Source organism: Pedobacter africanus, from assembly GCF_040548825.1.
GTDB lineage: Bacteria > Bacteroidota > Bacteroidia > Sphingobacteriales > Sphingobacteriaceae > Pedobacter > Pedobacter africanus_A.
In genome coordinates this window covers 594,514-613,729 of sequence record NZ_JBEPSL010000003.1, presented here as the reverse complement: position 1 = coordinate 613,729, position 19,216 = coordinate 594,514, and the positions used below count along the sequence as shown (strand labels likewise).

Sequence of the window (19,216 nt, the reverse complement as noted above, 5' to 3'; positions counted from 1 at the left end):
ATGCTTATAATTTATTTTGTGCAGACAGCCGGTTTTAACCTACGCTGCCCTCCATGCTGATGGTCAGCAGTTTTTGTGCTTCTATGGCAAATTCCATAGGCAGCTGGTTCATTACTTCTTTGGCAAAGCCGTTTACGATCAGTGCAACTGCAGCTTCAGGGTCAATCCCTCTTTGCCTGCAATAGAAAAGCTGATCTTCACCAATTTTTGAAGTTGTAGCCTCATGCTCTACAATTGCCGTTTTGTTTTTCACCTCTATATACGGGAACGTATGTGCACCACATTTATCACCCAGCAGCAGGGAATCGCATTGCGAATAATTGCGTGCATTTAAGGCCTGCTTGCTTGTTCTTACCAGCCCACGGTAACTGTTCTGGCTATAGCCGGCCGAGATGCCCTTGGCCACAATCCTGCTCCTGGTATTTTTACCCAGATGGATCATTTTTGTTCCGGTATCGGCCTGCTGGTAATTGTTTGTAAAAGCTACAGAATAGAATTCTCCTATGGAGTGATCTCCTTTTAAGATCACACTCGGATACTTCCATGTAATGGCCGAGCCTGTCTCTACCTGGGTCCATGAGATTTTGGAATGGTTACCTTTACAGATGCCCCGTTTGGTTACAAAGTTATAAATGCCACCCTTACCTTCTTTATCGCCCGGATACCAGTTCTGCACCGTAGAATATTTAATTTCTGCCTTTTCCATGGCAATCAGCTCTACCACCGCAGCATGCAGCTGATTTTCATCGCGCATAGGTGCAGTACAGCCTTCAAGATAGCTCACATAGCTTTCATCTTCGGCTATAATTAAGGTGCGTTCAAACTGTCCGCTGTTTTCTGTATTGATCCTGAAATAGGTAGAAAGTTCCATCGGGCAGCGTACCCCTTTAGGAATATAGCAAAAAGACCCATCTGTAAACACAGCGGAATTCAATGCAGAGAAATAATTGTCTGTCATAGGCACAACCGAGCCCAGATACTTTTTAACCAGCTCGGGATGCAATTGTATGGCCTCGCTTATGGAACAAAAGATCACGCCTATTTCCGACAACTGTTCTTTAAAAGAAGTAGCAATGGAAACACTATCCATCACCACATCTACAGCCACGCCACTAAGCCTCTTCTGTTCAGCAATAGAAATACCTAATTTTTCAAAGGTGCTCAGCAATTCCGGGTCTACCTCATCCAGGCTGTTCAGCTGCTGCTTAGGTTTGGGTGCTGCATAATAAATAATATCCTGGTAGTCAATTGGTGGATATTTCACATTAGGCCAGTTGGGCTCCGTTAAAGTAAGCCAATGTTGATAGGCTTTAATCCGCCATTGCAGCATCCATTCAGGCTCATTCTTTTTACGGGATATCAAACGGATCACATCTTCATTCAATCCTTTGGCTATGGCATCGGTATCTATATCGGTCACAAACCCGTACTTGTACTCATTCAATACGGCATGATCTATGGTATCTTGTTGTTCTTTCATGGTGTTAATGAATTGAAAGATTAGAAATAATGACACAAAGATACCCCCTTTTGCTTGTTTATACAAAATAGTATAAACAGAGAATTGTAAGATTTGCAGCATTTTAATATATTTATAGTAATGAACAGAAAAGATCTGCTGGCCGGCTTTGCTGCCTTTCTTATTTCCTGTGCTCCGATTTTGGCACAAACACCAAAACCTGTTGCCATTGAAAATGCAATCATGAAAGACAGGCAGAGCTTTTATTATGTGGATTTTAAGCATTACAATGCCGCAGACTGCGCACTCCCAATCGGTATTTTTGATTCAGGGACGGGTGGTTTAACAATTTTAAATACACTGATCGGGTTTGATGAGCACAACAATTCAACGCGTACTGCACAAAAAGATAACATACCCGATTTTACCAGTGAGAAGTTCATATATCTTGCCGATCAGGCCAATATGCCCTATGGGAACTACTACAGCGAAAAAAAGAATGATCTTTTAGTTGAACACATCATTAAAGATGCCCAGTTTCTGCTGGCCAACAGGTATTATGTAAATAGTGATTCCAAAAACTACAGTTCCGATAAGCAAAAAGTAAAAGCTATTGTAATTGCCTGCAATACTGCCACTGCCTACGGGAAGGAACACATTGAAGACTTCATAAAACATACGGGTATCAATTTAAAAGTGATCGGGGTAATTGATGCGGGTGCCAGGGGTACATTGGATGTGTTTAAAAAAGATGAGAACGGATCAATAGGTGTTTTTGCCACGGTAGGTACCATTGCTTCTAAAGGCTATGAAAACACCATTATTGCTTTAAAAAATAAGCTCGGATATACCGGGAACTTACAGGTATATAACCAGGGCGGCTACGGACTGGCTGAGGCTGTAGACGAGGAACCTGATTTTATCAGCCGGACTGCAACTGCTCCCCGGGCCAATTACCGGGGGCCAATGCTCGACAGCGGCAATTACAAAATTGAAAAAACGTTATTAGAAGTCTACAAATTTGACTTCAGCAAGCACAAAGTACTCTGTGACAGCAAAAATGATGAATGCGGCAACATGCAACTCAATTCGGCCGATAACTATGCCCGGTATCACCTGGTTTCCTTAATGGAGCAGATCAGAAAAAAACCTGGTGCAATGCCACTAAAAGCATTGGTATTAGGTTGCACCCATTATCCCTTTCTGATTGCCGATATCCAAAAAATCCTTCAAGACCTCTACAACTATCAGAAGAATGGCGATTTCATTTATCGTCCGTTCATGAATAAGGACATCAGCATTATTGACCCTGCTGTAAATGTTGCCAATGAGCTATATGCCTTTTTAAAAGCAGGGAAGCTGTTTAATTCCATCGGAAGTCTGGACGCCAGTGAATTTTTTATCAGTGTTCCGAATACCAGCAACAAAGATGTAGTAACCGATACTCAGGGCCGCTTTACCTACAATTATAAATACGGCAGAAATGCGGGCGAAATACAGGAATATGTAAAAGTGGTTCCCTTTAGCCGGGCTAATATCCCTTCCGAAACGCTGGAACGGATTAAAACCATTATTCCGTCGACCTACAAACTGATAACAAATTTCCACAGGAACAACCCAAAGATCAGAACTTTACCCGAAGCAGATAAAATTAAACAATAGCTCAATAACCAAAAGTATTGTGCAATACTTTTACGGGCCTGTCCAGTGCCAGTAAAAAACCATTAACTACTGCATAAACCGGCTTACCCTGGTTTGTCAGCAAAAAATTTGCTGCCTGGTTTAAACCGGTTTGCCCATCTGTTTTACTCTTATTATTCAGGTTTAACAGCCGCTTCTTAACAGGTCCCAGCGGGGATTTTCCATCAGACCATTTAATAAACAGGTATCCTTCACGGATCAATTTCAATTCGGCATCCTGTGTAAGTGCAGTCCATTCCTTTTTAGTCAGCACTTTTACCTTCCCAGCAACATAATCCAGGTCTTTGGCATTCACTTCATCATAACCATATACCCTTTCCACATCACCCAGTTCATCAATAAGTCCCTGATAACTCACACCTTTGTAGTCCTGGTCCTTTATTTGTAAATGGTTTATCCCCAGGTTGGTTATAAATAAGCGGCCTTCTTTTTTTATTTTGACGTTCCTGATCAATAAATGATATAAAGACCTGTTGTTTTCGGGAATCTTTTCGTACAGAGCGGCATCTTCCTGTAAGTAAGACTGGTTTGCAATTGCATTAAGTGCGTTTAAAAGCGCATAGAAATTCAGTTTCCGGATATATTCCTTTTCAGGATCTTCCGGATAGCCACCAGACTCGATCAGGATTGTAGAAATGTCCATTCCCTGGAAAGTATCCCCAAAACAGCGCGGATCGTAATCGTCATTATACCGTGCAACCCTGTCAGGTATGTATTCCTGAAGTACGCTATTCATCTTTACAATAAGCTGTGTTGCCCGTTTTCTCACTTCGTTCCTTTCTTTTGCATAATTGTACGCAGGATCCAGAAAAGAAATGGTGGCGGTATTTTTACTGATGCCTGCTGAATAGAGCACATTTTGATCGTGCAGGTTAAACCCAAAATCTGGTTTAACCTTTTTGGCAATATCCATCAGGATTCTCGCTTCTGGCGTGGCCAGTATCCTTGCATCCCTGTTGATGTCAATGTCCATTGCATTTCTCCGTTTAAACATCTCGGCACCGTCTGGGTTAAGCATAGGCACAAAATGCAGCTCCAGCTTATCAAGCAAATATTTTCTTAGTACATTGTACTCGTCATCAGCCCTTAAAAAGTTAAAAAGGTCAAATAAAGCCCTTGTAGCCGTAGTTTCATCGCCGTGCATTTGCGACCACAACAACACTTTTATTTTCCCGTTCCCGGCAGAGAGGTGATAAATTTCCCTTCCCTGTACCGACTTGCCCAGCGTTTCAGCTTTAAAAAATACAGCATGCTGCTTCAACAGCCGTACAACATCTGCATGCTTAAAAAACCTGTCCCTCAAAGACAACTCTCTATACTTATCATATTGTTTCCAGACAGTGGATAAATCCTGTGCAAAACCATTTGCTGATATAAAAAACAGAAATCCTATCAGGGAGATTTTAAACCTGGAACACCGCTTCATAATTTTTGCTTAAAAATGGAAATACAATATTAGTTTGTATAAATATAAAAGATTATCACAAAACATTACTTTAGTGTAACCTAAACCAACCAATTGATCTTATGGCGCCAGACACCTCATTTATATACCTGCTTGCATGCCTGCTGGGAGGGATAGCTTTAATTGTGCTTCTTACCACCAGGTTCAAGGTTCCGGCTGCCTTCGCCTTAATTACAGGCTGTTTTTTTGTAGGTATAGGTGCGCATTTATCGCTCATAGAAGTAGTAAATGCGATGAAAGAGGGCTTTGGCAGCATCATCAAGTCCCTCGGACTGATTATCTTACTGGGCACAACACTGGGCATCCTGCTCGAATATACGGGCAGTACATCGGTAATGGCCAGTTACATCCTAAAAAAGCTTGGTGAAAAACGTACCGTATGGGGCATCAGCATTACAGGTTTTGTAGTCGGGCTACCCATTTTTTGCGACTCCGGGTATATTGTGTTGAGCGGACTCAATAAAACGCTGGCCAAAAGGGCGGGTATTTCTATAGTGATCATGTCGGTTTCCCTGGCTACGGGCTTATATTCCGTTCACTGTATGGTACCTCCTCATCCCGGCAGTGCTGCAGCCGCTGGTATTATTGGCGCCGATATTGGCAAACTGATCCTGATTGGTGCACTCATAGCTATACCCGCTATGATTGTTGGTAATATCTGGGCACGTTATGCAGGTAAACATATTCCGCTTCCCATTGTGGAGGAAGAAATTGCCTCCGATGCCCGACAGCATCAGCCATCGGTTATCCAATCTTTTTTACCCATTATAATTCCCATTGCCCTTATTGCATTAAAAGCATTTATCACGCTTGAAGCCACACCGGGTAATGCCTGGCTTACTTCATTGCTTTCTGTAGGCGATCCGGTTATTGCTTTAATTATTGGCATACTGCTTACTTTTTTCTGCAGAAAATCATGGAAAAAAGCAGAACTGGGCGATCTGTTGCAGGACTCTGCCGAAAAAGCGGGGGGCATTCTGGTCATCATCGGTGCAGGCGGAGCTTTCGGGGCAATACTTGCCGCAATAAAGATCGGCACACATTTAAGCCAGTCAGTAGCCCTGGATAGCCTGGGTTTATTTTTCCCTTTTCTGCTTACGTTTATGCTAAAAACGGCACAAGGCTCTTCAACCGTTGCCATTATTACCGCGGCATCCATTGTACTGCCACTATTGCCCGTACTGGGACTGGATAGTGAAACAGGCAAATTAATGTGCGTGCTGGCCATGGGTGCAGGATCTATGATGATCTCTCACGCCAATGATGCTTATTTCTGGGTCATCGCAAAATTCTCGGGTCTCGACATGAAGACCATGCTCAGGGTCTATACCGTGGCCAGTATTTTAATGGGTGTCACTTCGTTTGCCATGGTTTATATCTTATCCAAATTCATATCCTGATGCATATCCTCATTGCCCCAAATGCTTTCAAAAATAGCCTTACCGCTCTGGAGGCAGCAGCAGCCATTCAAAAAGGCTTGTACTCCAGCTCCCTTCAGTGTACCAGCACCTGTTTCCCTATTGCCGATGGCGGCGATGGTACTGCTGCGTTGATCATTGAAAAATGCGGAGCAAGGCAAGTTGAGGTCAAAGTACAGGATGCTTTGGGGCGAACAATCAGCTCTTCATTCGGATTGATTGATGAAGGTCGGACCGCTGTAATAGAAATGGCAGAGGCCTCTGGCCTAAGGCGGTTAAAAACTGCCGAATTGAACCCTATGATAGCCTCTTCTTATGGCACTGGACAACTGATCAACGCGGCTCTGGATGAAGGTGTAAACAAGATCATTATTGCCATGGGCGGTTCTGCAACGGTAGATGGCGGATGTGGAATTTTAAGTGCTTTGGGCTTTACTTTTCTGGATGAAAATAACCAGGAACTCCGGCCTGTTCCGCAAGAGCTCATCCGTGTAAAGAAAATAGACCTTTCCAATGCAGATCCACGGATTGCCTGTTGTGAATTGATTGTGCTTTGCGATGTAGATAACCTCTTGCTCGGACCAGAGGGTGCCGCTGCTGTTTTCGGCCCGCAAAAGGGTGCAGATGCTACAGCAGTAGATCAGCTGGATCAGTTCTTAAGCAGGCTGGCCCGTATCGCTGATCGGCAATTTGGAAAAGCTATGGACAAACTCAAATATAGCGGCACTGCCGGTGGTGCTGCAGCGGGACTGCATGCATTTATAAATGCAAAACTGGTTAACGGCATAGAATATTTTTTAGACCTTACGGGTTTTGATGAGGAACTGGAAAAAGCAGATCTGCTGATTACCGGAGAAGGGAGCCTGGATGCCCAGACCCTTCAGGGTAAAGGCCCTTTTGGCGTAGCAAAGCGGGCTTTGAAAAAAAATATTCCTGTTATAGGGCTGGCGGGAAAAGTACCCTTAAGCCCCCCGGCAGAATTGCTAAAGTATTTTAAAGCACTAATGGCCATAGGAAACGAACCGGCCCCGCTTAGCGAGGCCGGTCAAAATACTGCGGTAAACCTGGAACGTACTGCCGGGAACGTGGCCGACTTGCTGAACTTTTCCGTTACCAGATCGTCAAACCAATCTGCTACTTAATAAACCCTGCGATCTTTTCGTTTACATCCTCACCCCTCAGGTTCTTGGCAACGATTACACCCTCCGGATTAATCAGAAAATTTTGCGGAATGGCGGTGATGCCATATTTTACGGCGATATCGGTTTTAAAGCCTTTCAGGTCGCTCACCTGTATCCATGGCATGCCATCCTGCTTTACGGCGCCCAGCCAGGCCGTTTTGTTTTCATCCAATGATACGCCTACGATCTCAAAATTTTTATCCTTCAGCTGTTTGTAGGCTTTCAGCAGGTGTGGGTTCTCTGCACGGCATGGAGAGCACCAGCTGGCCCAGAAATCAACCAGTACATATTTCCCTCTTAAAGAGGAAAGCTTAAAGTCATTCCCTTTATCGTCGGGCTGAGTAAAATCAACAGCTTTCCCAATTGCAAGTTGTTTTGCTTTCTCATACTTCGCCGTAAGCTTCTGTCCGGTATAACTGGCCAAAACCCTTTTGCTGAGCGGGTCATAATATTTGCCAAAAGTTTCCGGATCAATGACCATGGTTTTGTTATCGTTAATGGCATCCAGAGCCACATAGGAATCCGGGTGACTGAAAATAAAAGAATCAAGCGCCGCTTCTATACGCGCCATGATCGGCTTGATCTGATTGGCCAGTTCGTTCATTTTTACGGTGTCTTTAGCAGAGCGTGCGTTCATATAAGGGTATACCAACTCCTTATATTGCCTGTGCGGTATGCCTACCATACGGTCGTACACCAGGTGGTCGGCCTGGGCCTGGGTACCGGTAATTGAGGCCTTAGACAGGTCGTCGGTACCCGTTACCTTGTATTTTCCCTTTTCCAGGTAGAAAGTCTGGTAGCTGCGTTCTATAGACAGATCGGCCCTGTTGCCAAAAGCGGTAGTCCCGCTTAACAAAAACTTACCGTTTTTGACTATAGTACTGTCCTTTACATTTTTCCCTTCGCTGTTTACATAACTTAAGATCACCTTCTTACCACTTCCCAAACCAGGTAAGTTGCCTGAGATCTCAAATTTGTCTTGCGCCATGCACATACCGGCGGGCAGCAGAAAAAGAATAGTTACAATGTTTTTTATGTTCATATTGTTAGTTTTTCAGTGCTTGTTGAATTATTTAATCAGGGCCTTCAGTTTTTCTGTCAGGTCCTCTCCTCTTAAGTTTTTGGCAATAATTACACCTTCAGGATTGATCAGTAAGTTCTGTGGAACGGAATTGATACCATATAACAACGCAACTTCATTTTTCCAGCCTTTTAAATCGCTTACATGGATCCATGGCAGCCCGTCCTTTTTAACGGCTTCTGCCCAAACAGCTTTACCTCCCGGATAATCTAGCGATACCCCTACAATCTCAAAGTTTTTGCCTTTAAGCTCGTTGTAAGCTTTTACTACATTAGGGTTCTCCGCCCTACAAGGCACGCACCAGCTGGCCCAGAAATCGACCAAAACGTACTTTCCTCTTAAAGAAGAAAGGGTAAACGGCTTATCATTCAAATCATTTTGTGTAAAGTCAGTTGCCCTGGCACCAGCCTGACGGCGCTTGCCTATTTCAATCTTTTCGGCTGTGCGCAGCCCGAGCGGGGAAGATTTAAGTGCTGCAGAAAAGCGGTTAAACAGCGGTTCTACTTTTGCGGCCTCAAAGTGGCTGTCGAGCACATACATATTAAAAGTATACAAGCCCATAAAAGAATTCAAATGGCTTTCTGCAAACTCCCAGTTGATCCGTTTATTTTTAGCAACCAGTTTTTGAATGCTGTCTCCTGCTTTTTTACGTTCTTCCAGCGATTTTACATAAGCTCCGTCAGCAGTTTTCTTTCCAAATTCATTTTGTATTTGTATGATCCGCGCAGTAACCGGTTTCATCAGCGCTTCACGCTCAGAATTTTCGAGATCGGCAACCGAACCGGTAATTTTTGCATTACTGATCGAATCTGTGCCGATCATCGTAATTTTAGAATTCTCTATAAAAAAGCCCAGGGCGTCGCGTTGCCTTCCAGAATCGGCCGCACCATTTCGCCTGATGGCAATCATTGCACTTTGGGGTTCATCAACGGTTCCGGTAAACTGAAACCTGCCGTTTTTAATTGCTGTGGAATCAACTTCTTTCCAGGCATTGTTTTTCAAAAGAACAAGGTAAGCTTTTGCCTGGCCTTTAACAGCGGGCAAGATTCCTGTTAGGGTATAGTTTTTCTGAGCTGCTGCCATAAAAGGCAGCAGCAACAGTGAAAATAGTATTTTTTTCATTTTATGATTTTATAAATAATGAGTGGCCATTGTTTAATTCAGCAACAAAATTCCGCCAACAAAACCTATGTTGTAAGTGATTGTTGCTGATGCTACATAGGGATTTGCAGTCAAAATGGTGAAACGTAAGTACCTGGCCGTAGTTAATGAAGGGAAATTTATGGTCTGCATTCTTGCGGTATTATTGACATTTATTGTATAGGTCCCTTTATCAACCCAGGTTATGTTATCTAAACTTGTTTCCACTTTGGCAGAAGTTGTCAGGCCTCCATTGGCGGTGGTTAAAGTTGTTGGAAAGAAGTAGTCCAATCCCGAAAAGGTAACATTCCGTGCAAAATCAATATTCAGCCATTGGGGCAAGGGTACGGTATTAGAGCTCGCCCAAAAGGTTGTACCTGTAGCCGCATCAACTGCTCTGGCGGGTGTATTGGCTCCAAGTGAGGAAGACGCAGTGGCCGCAAGGGTGTAGCCCGTATGGTTCACATATCGTGGCTCTTTTGTGTTAAAAACATAATAAACAACTTTACGTGTCTTTGGGTCCTGTGCTATGCCATCTACAGATGCAATGGTCAAAGGAAGCACATAGGTGGTAAAAGGTTGTAGCGTTGTCTGAAAACCAAGATTTAGTACCGCCGCTTCCGAAAGATTGGTTCCGGGACTTATGGCTACCGTTGGTTTATAATAAAGATAACTTTTGGTTGGAAGTAAAAGGGCATTACTGCCGTACTTCAGCCTGTAGTCAGCAATCTTAGTGGTATCGGGGGCAAAAGTAACATAATGAACATCCGAAGATGCTGTGCCTTGAAGCGTGGCTTTCATTTCCACACTCAGCACCGAAACATTTCTAATGTCATAATCTCTGGCCACTACATCTGTTGAAGCCGGCACATCAAAAGCTACACTCCCTTCTGGTAAGGGTTGGCGGCCGGTTTTGTCTTTTTTGCAAGCCATAAACAATAGCACTACCGTGCATATTGCCAATAAATTTAATTTGTATGTCTTCATCTCTTTATAGTTATGGATTTTGCGGCATATCTGGGTTAAAGGCCGTTACCTGAATAGGTATTTGCAACGTATACCTTGAACTGTGCGGCGCAAGCGTGGCAATTACAGTGTTTTGGGCATTGGTACGGGTTACGGCCGGCATCCTGTTCTCCATGTCAAATCTCCGCATATCAAACCAGCGCAGGCCATGGAAAGGCAATTCACGCCTTCTTTCTGCCAGTACTTCAGTAAACACAGCACTGAGATTGGTTGAAGTAAAATCCCTGCTTTCAATTGGTGTGCCCGTATACCTGTTTCTGCGCACCTGGTTCAGGTGGCTAAGTGCCGTAGCCAGACTATTCGGAGCGGTACCGCGCGCCGCACATTCGGCTGCAATTAAGTGCATTTCCTGCACAGTTGTACCCGAATTGGTGAGTTGGAAAGTTGGTGTAACTGCAGCTGCGTAAAATGCAGTCACCCCTCTTGCAGTACTGGTCCAGCTGGAATAAAAAATCGTCCTTCTTGCGTCGTTACTGGCAAAACTACCTTTTAAATCTAAGGTTATCGGTATACCAAAAGCAGCATATGCCTTACCGTAAATTGCATCCGGATGAGACACAACATTTTGCGTAGTGGGAAAAGAAGCAGGATTGGTATAATCAATCATTGTGGCACGGGTATTGGCCAGCGCCAGTTCAGCATAACGCAGCGCTTCACTATATTCCCTTCTGTATAAATAAACACGTGCCAATACGCTGTATGCGGCAGCCTTAGAGCCACGGAACCTTGCGCTGCTGTTGTCATCAGGAAGGTTCGGGATAGCCGCGTTGATATCGTCCAGCATGTGCTGATAAATTTCAGCCGTCGTGGCTCTTGGTGGCGCTTTTTGACTTACATTATCTGAAGTTACAAAAGGCACAGCCAAATCGGTGGTTGCGCTTGCCGCGTCGTAGGGCTTGGCATATTCATTCACCAGGTAAAAATAAGAATATGCACGGCCAAGTAAGGCTTCCGCCTTAATGCTGTTCCTCTGCGATGCAGTTCCACCCTCAGCGGCATCGATACCCAGTAACACAGTATTGTACAGGCTAATGCGCTGGTAGTGGTCAGCCCATAAATAAGCGGGCGCTGCTACATCATTTGTAAACTGCGGCTGCCAGGTGTAAACGAAGTCGGCAAGCGCAATTGGCGGAGTATTAACGCCTAGGTAATCTATATTGTCTGTCATATACTCCAAGTACGAACTGGTCATTTCAGTGGTGAATGCCATGGCGTTTAACCAAAGATCAAAGTCATTCGTTGTTTTAAGCAATTGCTTCCCTTTTGGTTCAACATCCAGATATTTATCGCAACCACTAAAAACTATGCAGCAAAGAAGCAATTGGGCAGCTATATATTTAAATTTATTCATCAGTGTAAATTTTAAAAGTTAGTGAACAAACCAAGCGTATAAGTTGGGGTTAAATACGATTTGGCATAGCTTCCTGTAGCCATACTAAAGTTATAGCGGTTAAACCCAACGGAGTACAGGTTTGACGCCTGGGCTTTGATCTCGAAGTTCTTGAAGCCCGCCTTTTTTATAAAGCCAAGGTCATTTAACCGGTACGAAACTGTCACATCCCCTAATGTCATGTAATCACCATGAACCACATAGTTAACGTTATAGCGGTAAGCCAATCCTGGAGCAAAGCTATTCAGGTCGGTTAAGGTTGGAATATCTGTGTTCGCTTCGTCGCCGGCAACCCTCCAAAAATTATTTGACCCCAGCAAAGGCCTGTTTTCTGCGGGTGTAGGTCTTGGCACCCTTACTTTAAAACCACCATAATAGTTGATCATCGCGAAAAAATAAAAGTTTCCTACGTCAACCCGGTTACTCAGTCCGCCGCTAATAGTTGGAATGGTTGTTCCTGAATATTGTACAAGTCCTGAATTCTTATCTGACATTGCAGTAACCAGAGGTGTTCCCGTTTGACTGGTATTTACCACGTATGACGCTCCGTTCTGATCGTAAATAATCGGATGGCCTTCATTGTTCAGTCCGCGTGTATCATACGAGAACATGGCACCTACCGGATAACCACTTACATAACCCAGTACATCAAGAATCTGCGGATCGTACCGCCCCGTTCTGTACACATCAAGCACCTTACTGTTATTTTTGGCTACCACAATGCCGGTATTCCAGTTAAAGTTTTTAGTGGATATCCAGTCTGCTTTGAGGCTAAATTCTAAACCATTATTTCTGATGGTGGCATAGTTAACCAGTGCAGAGGTTGCACCAAGCGTTGGATCAATACTGGATTTACCCATCACATCGGTTGTTTTTTTGGTGTAATATTCAAAACTACCTGTGATGTTTTTGAAAACATTATAATCAAGTCCAAAATTCAAGTTCTCAGTCTGTTCCCAGCGAAGGCCTGTATTGGCATTGGAGAATAAGATCAGCGATGGAAGCGTAGGTGTATTCTGTGTATTGTTCTGTGCCTGGGCAATTACCTGTGGAAGTGAAAGTTTCGCTACATTCCCATTAAATCCATAAGCACCGCGAAGTTTCAACTCATGAATCCATTTGATCTCATTCATAAAATCTTCTCTATGAATGTTCCAGGCCGCGCCTAATGACCATAGTGGTTTGTACTTATATTTCGGATCACTACCAAAAAGGTTTGACTGGTCAATGCGGATACTTCCCGATAAGGAATAGATATCTTTAAAGGAATAAACGATATTAGAAAAAGCCGATAGATACCGGTCGTCATCATAAGTCTGGTTAAATAAACCGTTCAAAGTTCCAAGACCAGTTCCAGTAACAAGTGTACCTCTAACTGAGGCCAAACCGTTGATCATAGAAGCGTAATCTACAGGCTGATGCAGCAAACTCTGATCGTTATAGCCAAAATAGGAGGCTAAATTACTTTTGTTTAGTACGCGGCGCAATTCAGCACCCGCTATACCGTTTAGGGAATGGTTACCGATTCTCTTGTTGTAATTCAATTGCGTCCGCGCCGTATAACCAGTTGAACTGGCATTCTGCTGACGCAGGAAATCCCCGTCAGGAAGATTCTTTTTGAATGCCAGTGAAGGATTAGCAGCAGTAGGCGTAACCGTGTAGATATTCACCAGCCCGTTTACTTCATTAGAGCCCTGCGCAGCCAGGTGCCTGAACTCTGTACGGGAGGTTTCATATACCCCACCGAACAACAGGTTAAACCCTTTTCCAATGTCATAGTTAAAATTGGCAATGGTCTTGTTATAGAGCGTTCGCGTTTTATCACTTACTTTATTCGCTTCAATTAGCGGGTAATAGTTCTGGTCTAACAAGCCTTGTGAAAGCAGTACAGTATTATATACTGGTGCATAGCTTTCTGAAATGATGGCGGCAGGATTACCGTTTACGTCTTCATAGCGCTCATAAGGTGCATAAAAAGCAGGACCGGGTACCGGAGCGCTATTACTACGACTTTCCTGGTATTCTGTAGTGAGTTCCAGGCTCAGTCGTTTTGCGAGTTTAAGGGTAGTGCGGCCTGTCAGTTGGAATCTGTTGTTACCATTCAGGATGGAATTATTACGGTTATTCGTATAATTGGCGGTGATATAATACAGCGCGCTTGGCACACCACCCGAAACGTTTAACGTATTTGTTTGTGCAACTGCGGTCCTCTGGAATAAGCGGCTATAATCTTTAAGATTATCATAATTAGCCAGTTCTGCAAAAGAACTTTCAGCCTGTGCAGGTGTAATAATGCCAGCTGCGAGCTGCGCCTGGATATAGAAAGGAATAGAACGGCGTACATTGCCCCCTGTTACAGATCCTGGTGCATATAAGGCAGTCCAGCTGGCTGGTGTAACAATTAGCGCTTGTCTTTCACGTGTATAATTGGCATTAATGGCCGATGCCTCCGGGTCCCAGCGATAGCGGCTGTAATTTTCTTCTGGTGTAAGGCCCAACGTAGACCTGAAATTGAACTGAGCGGCACCGGGCATGGCCTGCTTGCGCTCAATGATAATAACACCATTAGATGCCCTCACCCCGTATACGGTAGCAGAGGCGGCATCTTTGAGAATCGTTACCGATTTGATCTCGTTAGGGTCAATCATATCCAGAGTGAGCTCAGTAGGATAGCCATCTACCACAATCAATGGACTTTGGTTGGCAGACATGGTTGAAATACCACGGATATTGAACAAAGGCCTGGTAGTTTCTCCAACACCAGGAGTAGTGCTGGTAAACTGTACGCTGTTATTAATCATCAGTCCCGGCAACCTGTTTACCAGTCCGTCAAGGAAATTGGAACTTACCCTTGATTCATATTCTTTGGTACCTATCTGCGCGACAGCACCTGTACTCTGCTCCGGCTTGATGCGTTGATAACCTGTATTAACCGTAATTCCTACTTCTGCCAGATCCCCCACAGCAACCTCCATGCGGATGGTTCCAAGGTCATTTGAAGCGGCAATCTCCCTGGTTTTAAATCCGGTGTAAGTGATGACCACTATAGCACCCTCTTTCACATTTTGCAGGGCAAACAATCCATCTGTTCCGGTTCTTACACCTTGTTTTTCTCCCTTAACAGTTACCGTAGCACCGGCAAGGGGCACACCTTTGTCGTCTACTACCTTTCCTTTTACCGTAAGGTTAAGCATAAAATCCATCAGGACAGATTTTGCCTTATCCAGTACAGAAGGGTCTTTCCTTCGTACCACTACAAATTTGTCTTCAATAGTATATTCCAGGGGCTGGTCTTTAAAAACAGCCTTCAATACCTCAGTCAGCTGCATGTTACGCACATTGATGTCTACAGGCCTGGAACTTTTGAGTATTTCCGTGCTGACTACAAAATCTATCCCGGCCTGGGATTTGATCTTTTCAAAAACACGGGAAAGGCTGCTGCCCTTTTCAGACAGGGATATTCTCTGGGCCAGGCTACTGGCGCTCACCTGCATAAGAGATGCTAGCAATATAACGGCGGTTAGTCGCATAATTAGCAATATATTCGTATAAAATCTATACATTTAGTTTAGGTTTGGTAATGCAGAAAGCTTATGTTTCGAAGCTCGGCTTCCTGCTATTTTGTTGACAAATAAAATTAAATGGCCAAACTCCGCCAGTTTCCGACTCCAATCGGGGGCTGGCTTGTTTGTTTTCCCGGGTAGCTATTTCTTCACAATGATCCTCCTCCCTTCTATTTTAAAATGAACTTCCTTGGTTTGTGCAATCTTTGTCAGCACCTGGCTTATATTTCTGTTCCTTGATATAGATCCGTTTAGCCGTATATCAGATACATCACCTTCATAAACTACTTCCACATCGTACCATCTGGCTATTTGTTTCATGATATCTTTGATGCCCTGATCCTCAAACCGGAAATCACCTGTTTTCCAGGCAACAACTTCATTTACATCGACCTCATGAACTGTTATACCCTTGCTGCCTGCAACAATTGCCTGCTGATCGGGCTTAAGCATTACCTCATCCTTCCGGTCATCACGGCTCACAAGCACAGAACCCTCCAGCAAGGTTGTTTTTACTTTATCATCGTCAGCATAACTGCTGATATTGAAATGCGTGCCCAGCACTTTCACTTCCTGCCCCCTGCTGCTTACCAGGAAAGGGCGTGTTTTGTCTTTCGCAACTTCAAAATAAGCTTCACCTGCCAGTTTTACCCTGCGGATACCTTCCTTATTTAAAACTGGCGAATAAGTTAAACTCGATGCAGCATTAAGCCATACTTTAGTCCCGTCAGCTAAGGTAACCTGATAGGTACCTCCGCGCGGGGTGCTAATTGTTGCTTCTGCAGTATTATCGTTGGCTGGTTCCCCGGTAGTTGCCTCCACCGGAGTATGGTCATTATATTTAAGTTCCTCTCCAACAACAACCCCGTTTTTCTGATCACTCAGCTTCACTACTTTTCCGTTTGTGAAGGTTATGGTAGCCTGGTTTTTACCCGGTTTAATGTCATTCGCATAGTTCAGCAGATCGCTCCCTTTATCTGGATGACGGGAGGTGTACAACCATATGCCAAAAGTTATAACTGCCAGGGCGGCGGCGGCGGTCAATGCCATACGCGGCCAAAGTTTAATCCCCCTGGTTTTCTGCGGAACATGCACACGCTCTTCTTCGAAAATAACTTCTTCCCCGGCCCAGCTTTCTGCCATATGCCCCATCAGCAACTCATCCAGTTCTCCTTTTCCGATCAGATGGTCTATAACTTCCAATTCTTCGGCCGTTGCGGTATTGTTCACATAGCGGTCCAGGAGTTGTTTATAAAATGTGGTCTGATCCATAAAGTAGATTGTGCTTATACTGTACCAGACAATTAACCCTATGCCCCCGGGCACCCCCTCAATAAAATATTTTTATGAGGTACTAACGAATAATCTCTATTATTGTAAAAATGACTCCAAAAACGGGATTAGAGAATGAAACAGAATTGCTGCAGCAGGCCGCTAATGGTGATGCCAATGCATTTGCTTTGCTTTATAGCCATTACAGATCTTTGGTTTATCGTTTCATTTACAAATACCTGAAATCGCCCCAACTTACGGATGACCTTACCCAGGAAATATTTTTAAAAGTATGGGAAAATAAGGAAGCACTAACAGACAGGCAGGCATTTAAATCGTACCTGTTTACCATATCCAGGAACCATACTTTAAATTTCTTAAAAAGGGCTTCCATAGACAGTACTGCAAAAAGTGTGATCATTAACAGTTACAGCCCTTCAGATTCACTCGAGGAAGAGCTGCAGACCAAAGATTACCTGGCTTACCTGCAAAGTATACTGGTTACGCTTAGCCCGCAAAGCCGTGAGGTATTCCGTTTGTGCAGGCAGGAATATAAAAGTTATGACGAAGCTGCCGAAATACTGGGCATCTCGCGCAGTGCAGTAAAGAAGCACATGATCAAATCCATGAAAGTATTGGGCGATGCCGTAAAACGTGATCTGGGGATTCCGCTTGGAATTTTTCTTACGGTGCTGCTGAAATAGTTTTTCTCTGCTTCTATGAGGAAGGTTTGATACAAAAAAAAAGCCCTCCTTTTCAGGAAGGCTTTAGAGCGAAAAACGAGATTCGAACTCGCGACCCCGACCTTGGCAAGGTCGTGCTCTACCAACTGAGCTATTTTCGCATTACCATTAACCGCATTATCCATTGCGGCTCTTTTGTACTCAGAGCGGGAATCGAACCCGCACGCCTGTTGAGGGCACAGGATTTTAAGTCCTGCGTGTCTACCAGTTCCACCATCTGAGCATAATCGTTATCAAACAGATAAGATTAATTCTTTAAAAAACCTTCCTGGTATGAAGGCTTTTCTGAGCGAAAGACGAGATTCGAACTCGCGACCCCGACCTTGGCAAGGTCGTGCTCTACCAACTGAGCTACTTTCGCGTTGCTTAACATCATCCGATGCCTCCTTTTACGTTTTCAGGTAATTTACATACCTTGTTTCCGTTTGGGATTGCAAATATAAATACTTTTAATTTAACGTCAAGTTATTTTTAATAAAAATGAAGCCTTTACGGTAAGTCATTGGCCTTCAACACCTCTAAAATCAAATCATTTTCAAAACCTTTGCCCAGCAGGTAAGACACCAGCTTATATTTCCGTTTATAAGGGTCGTTTTCTTTGACAGCGGGCAATTTTTTCAAGGCCAGATCCAGTATGGTCTTTAAATATTCGTCGTAATCAATAGCCTTAAGCGCGTTCGAAATCATCTTATCGGGCACCCGCTTCAATTTTAACCCCTGCCTGATCTTTACCTTGCCCCAATGTTTGATGCTGAACTTACCCGATACATAGGCCTGTGTAAAACGTTCCTCATTTAAAAAATTGGTTTGTATCAGTTCCGAGATCAGTTCCTCAACCTCATCAGTACGCAGCCCCCATTCATACAACTTATCGCGAAGTTCCTGCTGCGAACGTTCCTGGTAAGCACAGTAATGTTCTGCCCTGGCCATTGCGGCCTTTTTATCCAGTTTTATCGTTTTCTTTTCAGGGGTATCCATTATTGTCAGTTCTATCAAACGAAGCTACTTAAAATAAAATTATTAATCCTGCCGGTAGCTTTTCAAAGTTCCATCCGGATTAAATTGTATGGAATAACGCTCACGGCTCCCGTTAATGGTTCCGGGAAACCAACGCAGCTGGTTATCCCAGATAGAAATATAAGTGGTGGTACTCAGCTTTGCCCCTTCTACCGCTGCGGCTTTTTCATTGTAGGTACCCGTTACCTTAGCTACATCAGAAAAACTAAACTTGTTTAACGACAGCAGCCGGCTTTGTACATTATCACGAACAGACAATTGCTCTGGTTTAGGGGCAGACCACGCGCCCCCGCTGTATTCATATCTGTCTACATACTTTGGGTTTTCAGGATGCCTCAGGCAGGCAACAATCCTGCCGTCGTCGTAAAAATGTACAGAGGAGTAAAAAAAGATCTCTTTTCCTGCATACTGCGGCAGTTTTTTCAGTGCATGCTCCGCCTGGTCCAGTCGTGATACATCGGTTAAAAAACCCGCCTTTTTATGTTCCCTGTATTTTCTGGTATATACACTGGTATCAATGGTCACTTTTCCTTTGGTGATACTTTTTACCATAGCCTGCACACTGCTGTCTACCATTTTGATGTTACTGTCTATCAGTGCATCAACATCTACGGGAGCAGGAACCGGTGGCATTTGCTTTTCCGTTTTTTTCTTAACTAAACTATCAACCGGGTGCAGTGTTTCCTCAATGCTTTTATTGATTTGCCTGCAGCTGAAAAAAATACTACTGCAAAGTACTACAAGGACTAGCTTCTTCATA

The 19,216-nt window shown here is 43.9% G+C and carries 14 protein-coding genes and 3 tRNA genes; 4 read left to right on the top strand and 13 right to left on the bottom strand.

The annotated features are described in order from the left end of the window. Nucleotides 1-34 precede the first annotated feature (34 nt). The gene (gene sufB / locus ABIE26_RS18380; protein ID WP_310144588.1) at nt 35-1,480 is read right to left on the bottom strand and encodes a Fe-S cluster assembly protein SufB; all 1,446 of its coding nucleotides are present in this window, start codon (nt 1,478-1,480) and stop codon (nt 35-37) included. 120 nt (nt 1,481-1,600) lie between these two features. Between sufB and ABIE26_RS18375 the strand changes: the two genes are divergently transcribed. Then, nucleotides 1,601-3,121, top strand: coding sequence for a glutamate racemase (locus ABIE26_RS18375; RefSeq protein ID WP_310144584.1), 1,521 nt, complete (start codon nt 1,601-1,603; stop codon nt 3,119-3,121). A gap of 1 nt (nt 3,122) precedes the next feature. Here ABIE26_RS18375 and ABIE26_RS18370 read toward each other — a convergent pair whose 3' ends face one another. After that, a complete protein-coding gene (locus tag ABIE26_RS18370; RefSeq protein ID WP_310144582.1) occupies nt 3,123-4,586 on the bottom strand; it encodes a M14 family zinc carboxypeptidase in 1,464 nt (487 codons plus the stop codon). Nucleotides 4,587-4,687: 101 nt separating this feature from the next. Here ABIE26_RS18370 and ABIE26_RS18365 point away from each other — a divergent pair, with 101 nt between their 5' ends. Next, nucleotides 4,688-6,025, top strand: coding sequence for a GntP family permease (locus ABIE26_RS18365; protein ID WP_310144580.1), 1,338 nt, complete (start codon nt 4,688-4,690; stop codon nt 6,023-6,025). Further along, complete coding sequence (locus tag ABIE26_RS18360) at nt 6,025-7,185, top strand: glycerate kinase (RefSeq protein ID WP_310144577.1); 1,161 nt, start codon at nt 6,025-6,027, stop codon at nt 7,183-7,185. The genes ABIE26_RS18365 and ABIE26_RS18360 overlap by 1 nt, the downstream gene beginning before the upstream one ends. Here ABIE26_RS18360 and ABIE26_RS18355 read toward each other — a convergent pair. From ABIE26_RS18355 to ABIE26_RS18330, 6 genes are all read right to left on the bottom strand, one after another. Then, on the bottom strand, nt 7,178-8,266 hold the full coding sequence (locus tag ABIE26_RS18355; RefSeq protein ID WP_310144573.1) for a TlpA disulfide reductase family protein: 1,089 nt from the start codon (nt 8,264-8,266) through the stop codon (nt 7,178-7,180). The genes ABIE26_RS18360 and ABIE26_RS18355 overlap by 8 nt on opposite strands. A gap of 27 nt (nt 8,267-8,293) precedes the next feature. After that, the gene (locus tag ABIE26_RS18350; protein WP_310144572.1) at nt 8,294-9,427 is read right to left on the bottom strand and encodes a TlpA disulfide reductase family protein; all 1,134 of its coding nucleotides are present in this window, start codon (nt 9,425-9,427) and stop codon (nt 8,294-8,296) included. A 33-nt stretch (nt 9,428-9,460) separates the two neighbouring features. After that, nucleotides 9,461-10,432, bottom strand: coding sequence for a discoidin domain-containing protein (locus ABIE26_RS18345; protein ID WP_310144569.1), 972 nt, complete (start codon nt 10,430-10,432; stop codon nt 9,461-9,463). Nucleotides 10,433-10,442: 10 nt separating this feature from the next. After that, nucleotides 10,443-11,822 (bottom strand): RagB/SusD family nutrient uptake outer membrane protein, encoded by a 1,380-nt coding sequence (locus ABIE26_RS18340; RefSeq protein WP_310144567.1) that lies wholly within the window; start codon nt 11,820-11,822, stop codon nt 10,443-10,445. 11 nt (nt 11,823-11,833) lie between these two features. After that, entirely contained in the window at nt 11,834-15,370 is a 3,537-nt protein-coding gene (locus tag ABIE26_RS18335; RefSeq protein WP_310144564.1) for a SusC/RagA family TonB-linked outer membrane protein, read from the bottom strand. Nucleotides 15,371-15,565: 195 nt separating this feature from the next. Then, nucleotides 15,566-16,696, bottom strand: coding sequence for a FecR family protein (locus tag ABIE26_RS18330; RefSeq protein ID WP_310144561.1), 1,131 nt, complete (start codon nt 16,694-16,696; stop codon nt 15,566-15,568). Nucleotides 16,697-16,806: 110 nt separating this feature from the next. On the opposite strand from ABIE26_RS18330, the gene ABIE26_RS18325 reads away from it, so the two are divergent. Further along, nucleotides 16,807-17,400 carry an RNA polymerase sigma factor gene (locus ABIE26_RS18325; protein ID WP_310144558.1) on the top strand — a complete coding sequence of 198 codons (594 nt, stop codon included), beginning with the start codon at nt 16,807-16,809 and terminating at the stop codon, nt 17,398-17,400. A 67-nt stretch (nt 17,401-17,467) separates the two neighbouring features. Here the strand turns inward: ABIE26_RS18325 and ABIE26_RS18320 are convergent. The 5 genes from ABIE26_RS18320 to ABIE26_RS18300 form a co-directional block, all read right to left on the bottom strand. Further along, nucleotides 17,468-17,540, bottom strand: a tRNA-Gly gene (locus ABIE26_RS18320). 37 nt (nt 17,541-17,577) lie between these two features. Then, nucleotides 17,578-17,662: transfer RNA gene (locus ABIE26_RS18315), tRNA-Leu, on the bottom strand. A 65-nt stretch (nt 17,663-17,727) separates the two neighbouring features. Beyond that, nucleotides 17,728-17,800, bottom strand: a tRNA-Gly gene (locus tag ABIE26_RS18310). Between the two features lie 128 nt (nt 17,801-17,928). Then, the gene (locus tag ABIE26_RS18305) at nt 17,929-18,435 is read right to left on the bottom strand and encodes a regulatory protein RecX (protein ID WP_409035696.1); all 507 of its coding nucleotides are present in this window, start codon (nt 18,433-18,435) and stop codon (nt 17,929-17,931) included. Nucleotides 18,436-18,459: 24 nt separating this feature from the next. Continuing rightward, complete coding sequence (locus ABIE26_RS18300) at nt 18,460-19,215, bottom strand: hypothetical protein (RefSeq protein ID WP_310144555.1); 756 nt, start codon at nt 19,213-19,215, stop codon at nt 18,460-18,462. Between the last annotated feature and the right edge of the window lies 1 nt (nt 19,216).

Excerpts from the sequence above, each read along its gene's own strand:
- sufB (WP_310144588.1), bottom strand. The coding sequence starts at position 1,480 with ATGAAAGAACAACAAGATACCATAGATCATGCCGTATTGAATGAGTAC.
- ABIE26_RS18375 (WP_310144584.1), top strand. The coding sequence starts at position 1,601 with ATGAACAGAAAAGATCTGCTGGCCGGCTTTGCTGCCTTTCTTATTTCC.
- ABIE26_RS18370 (WP_310144582.1), bottom strand. The coding sequence starts at position 4,586 with ATGAAGCGGTGTTCCAGGTTTAAAATCTCCCTGATAGGATTTCTGTTT.
- ABIE26_RS18365 (WP_310144580.1), top strand. The coding sequence starts at position 4,688 with ATGGCGCCAGACACCTCATTTATATACCTGCTTGCATGCCTGCTGGGA.
- ABIE26_RS18360 (WP_310144577.1), top strand. The coding sequence starts at position 6,025 with ATGCATATCCTCATTGCCCCAAATGCTTTCAAAAATAGCCTTACCGCT.
- ABIE26_RS18355 (WP_310144573.1), bottom strand. The coding sequence starts at position 8,266 with ATGAACATAAAAAACATTGTAACTATTCTTTTTCTGCTGCCCGCCGGT.
- ABIE26_RS18350 (WP_310144572.1), bottom strand. The coding sequence starts at position 9,427 with ATGAAAAAAATACTATTTTCACTGTTGCTGCTGCCTTTTATGGCAGCA.
- ABIE26_RS18345 (WP_310144569.1), bottom strand. The coding sequence starts at position 10,432 with ATGAAGACATACAAATTAAATTTATTGGCAATATGCACGGTAGTGCTA.
- ABIE26_RS18340 (WP_310144567.1), bottom strand. The coding sequence starts at position 11,822 with ATGAATAAATTTAAATATATAGCTGCCCAATTGCTTCTTTGCTGCATA.
- ABIE26_RS18330 (WP_310144561.1), bottom strand. The coding sequence starts at position 16,696 with ATGGATCAGACCACATTTTATAAACAACTCCTGGACCGCTATGTGAAC.
- ABIE26_RS18325 (WP_310144558.1), top strand. The coding sequence starts at position 16,807 with ATGACTCCAAAAACGGGATTAGAGAATGAAACAGAATTGCTGCAGCAG.
- ABIE26_RS18300 (WP_310144555.1), bottom strand. The coding sequence starts at position 19,215 with ATGAAGAAGCTAGTCCTTGTAGTACTTTGCAGTAGTATTTTTTTCAGC.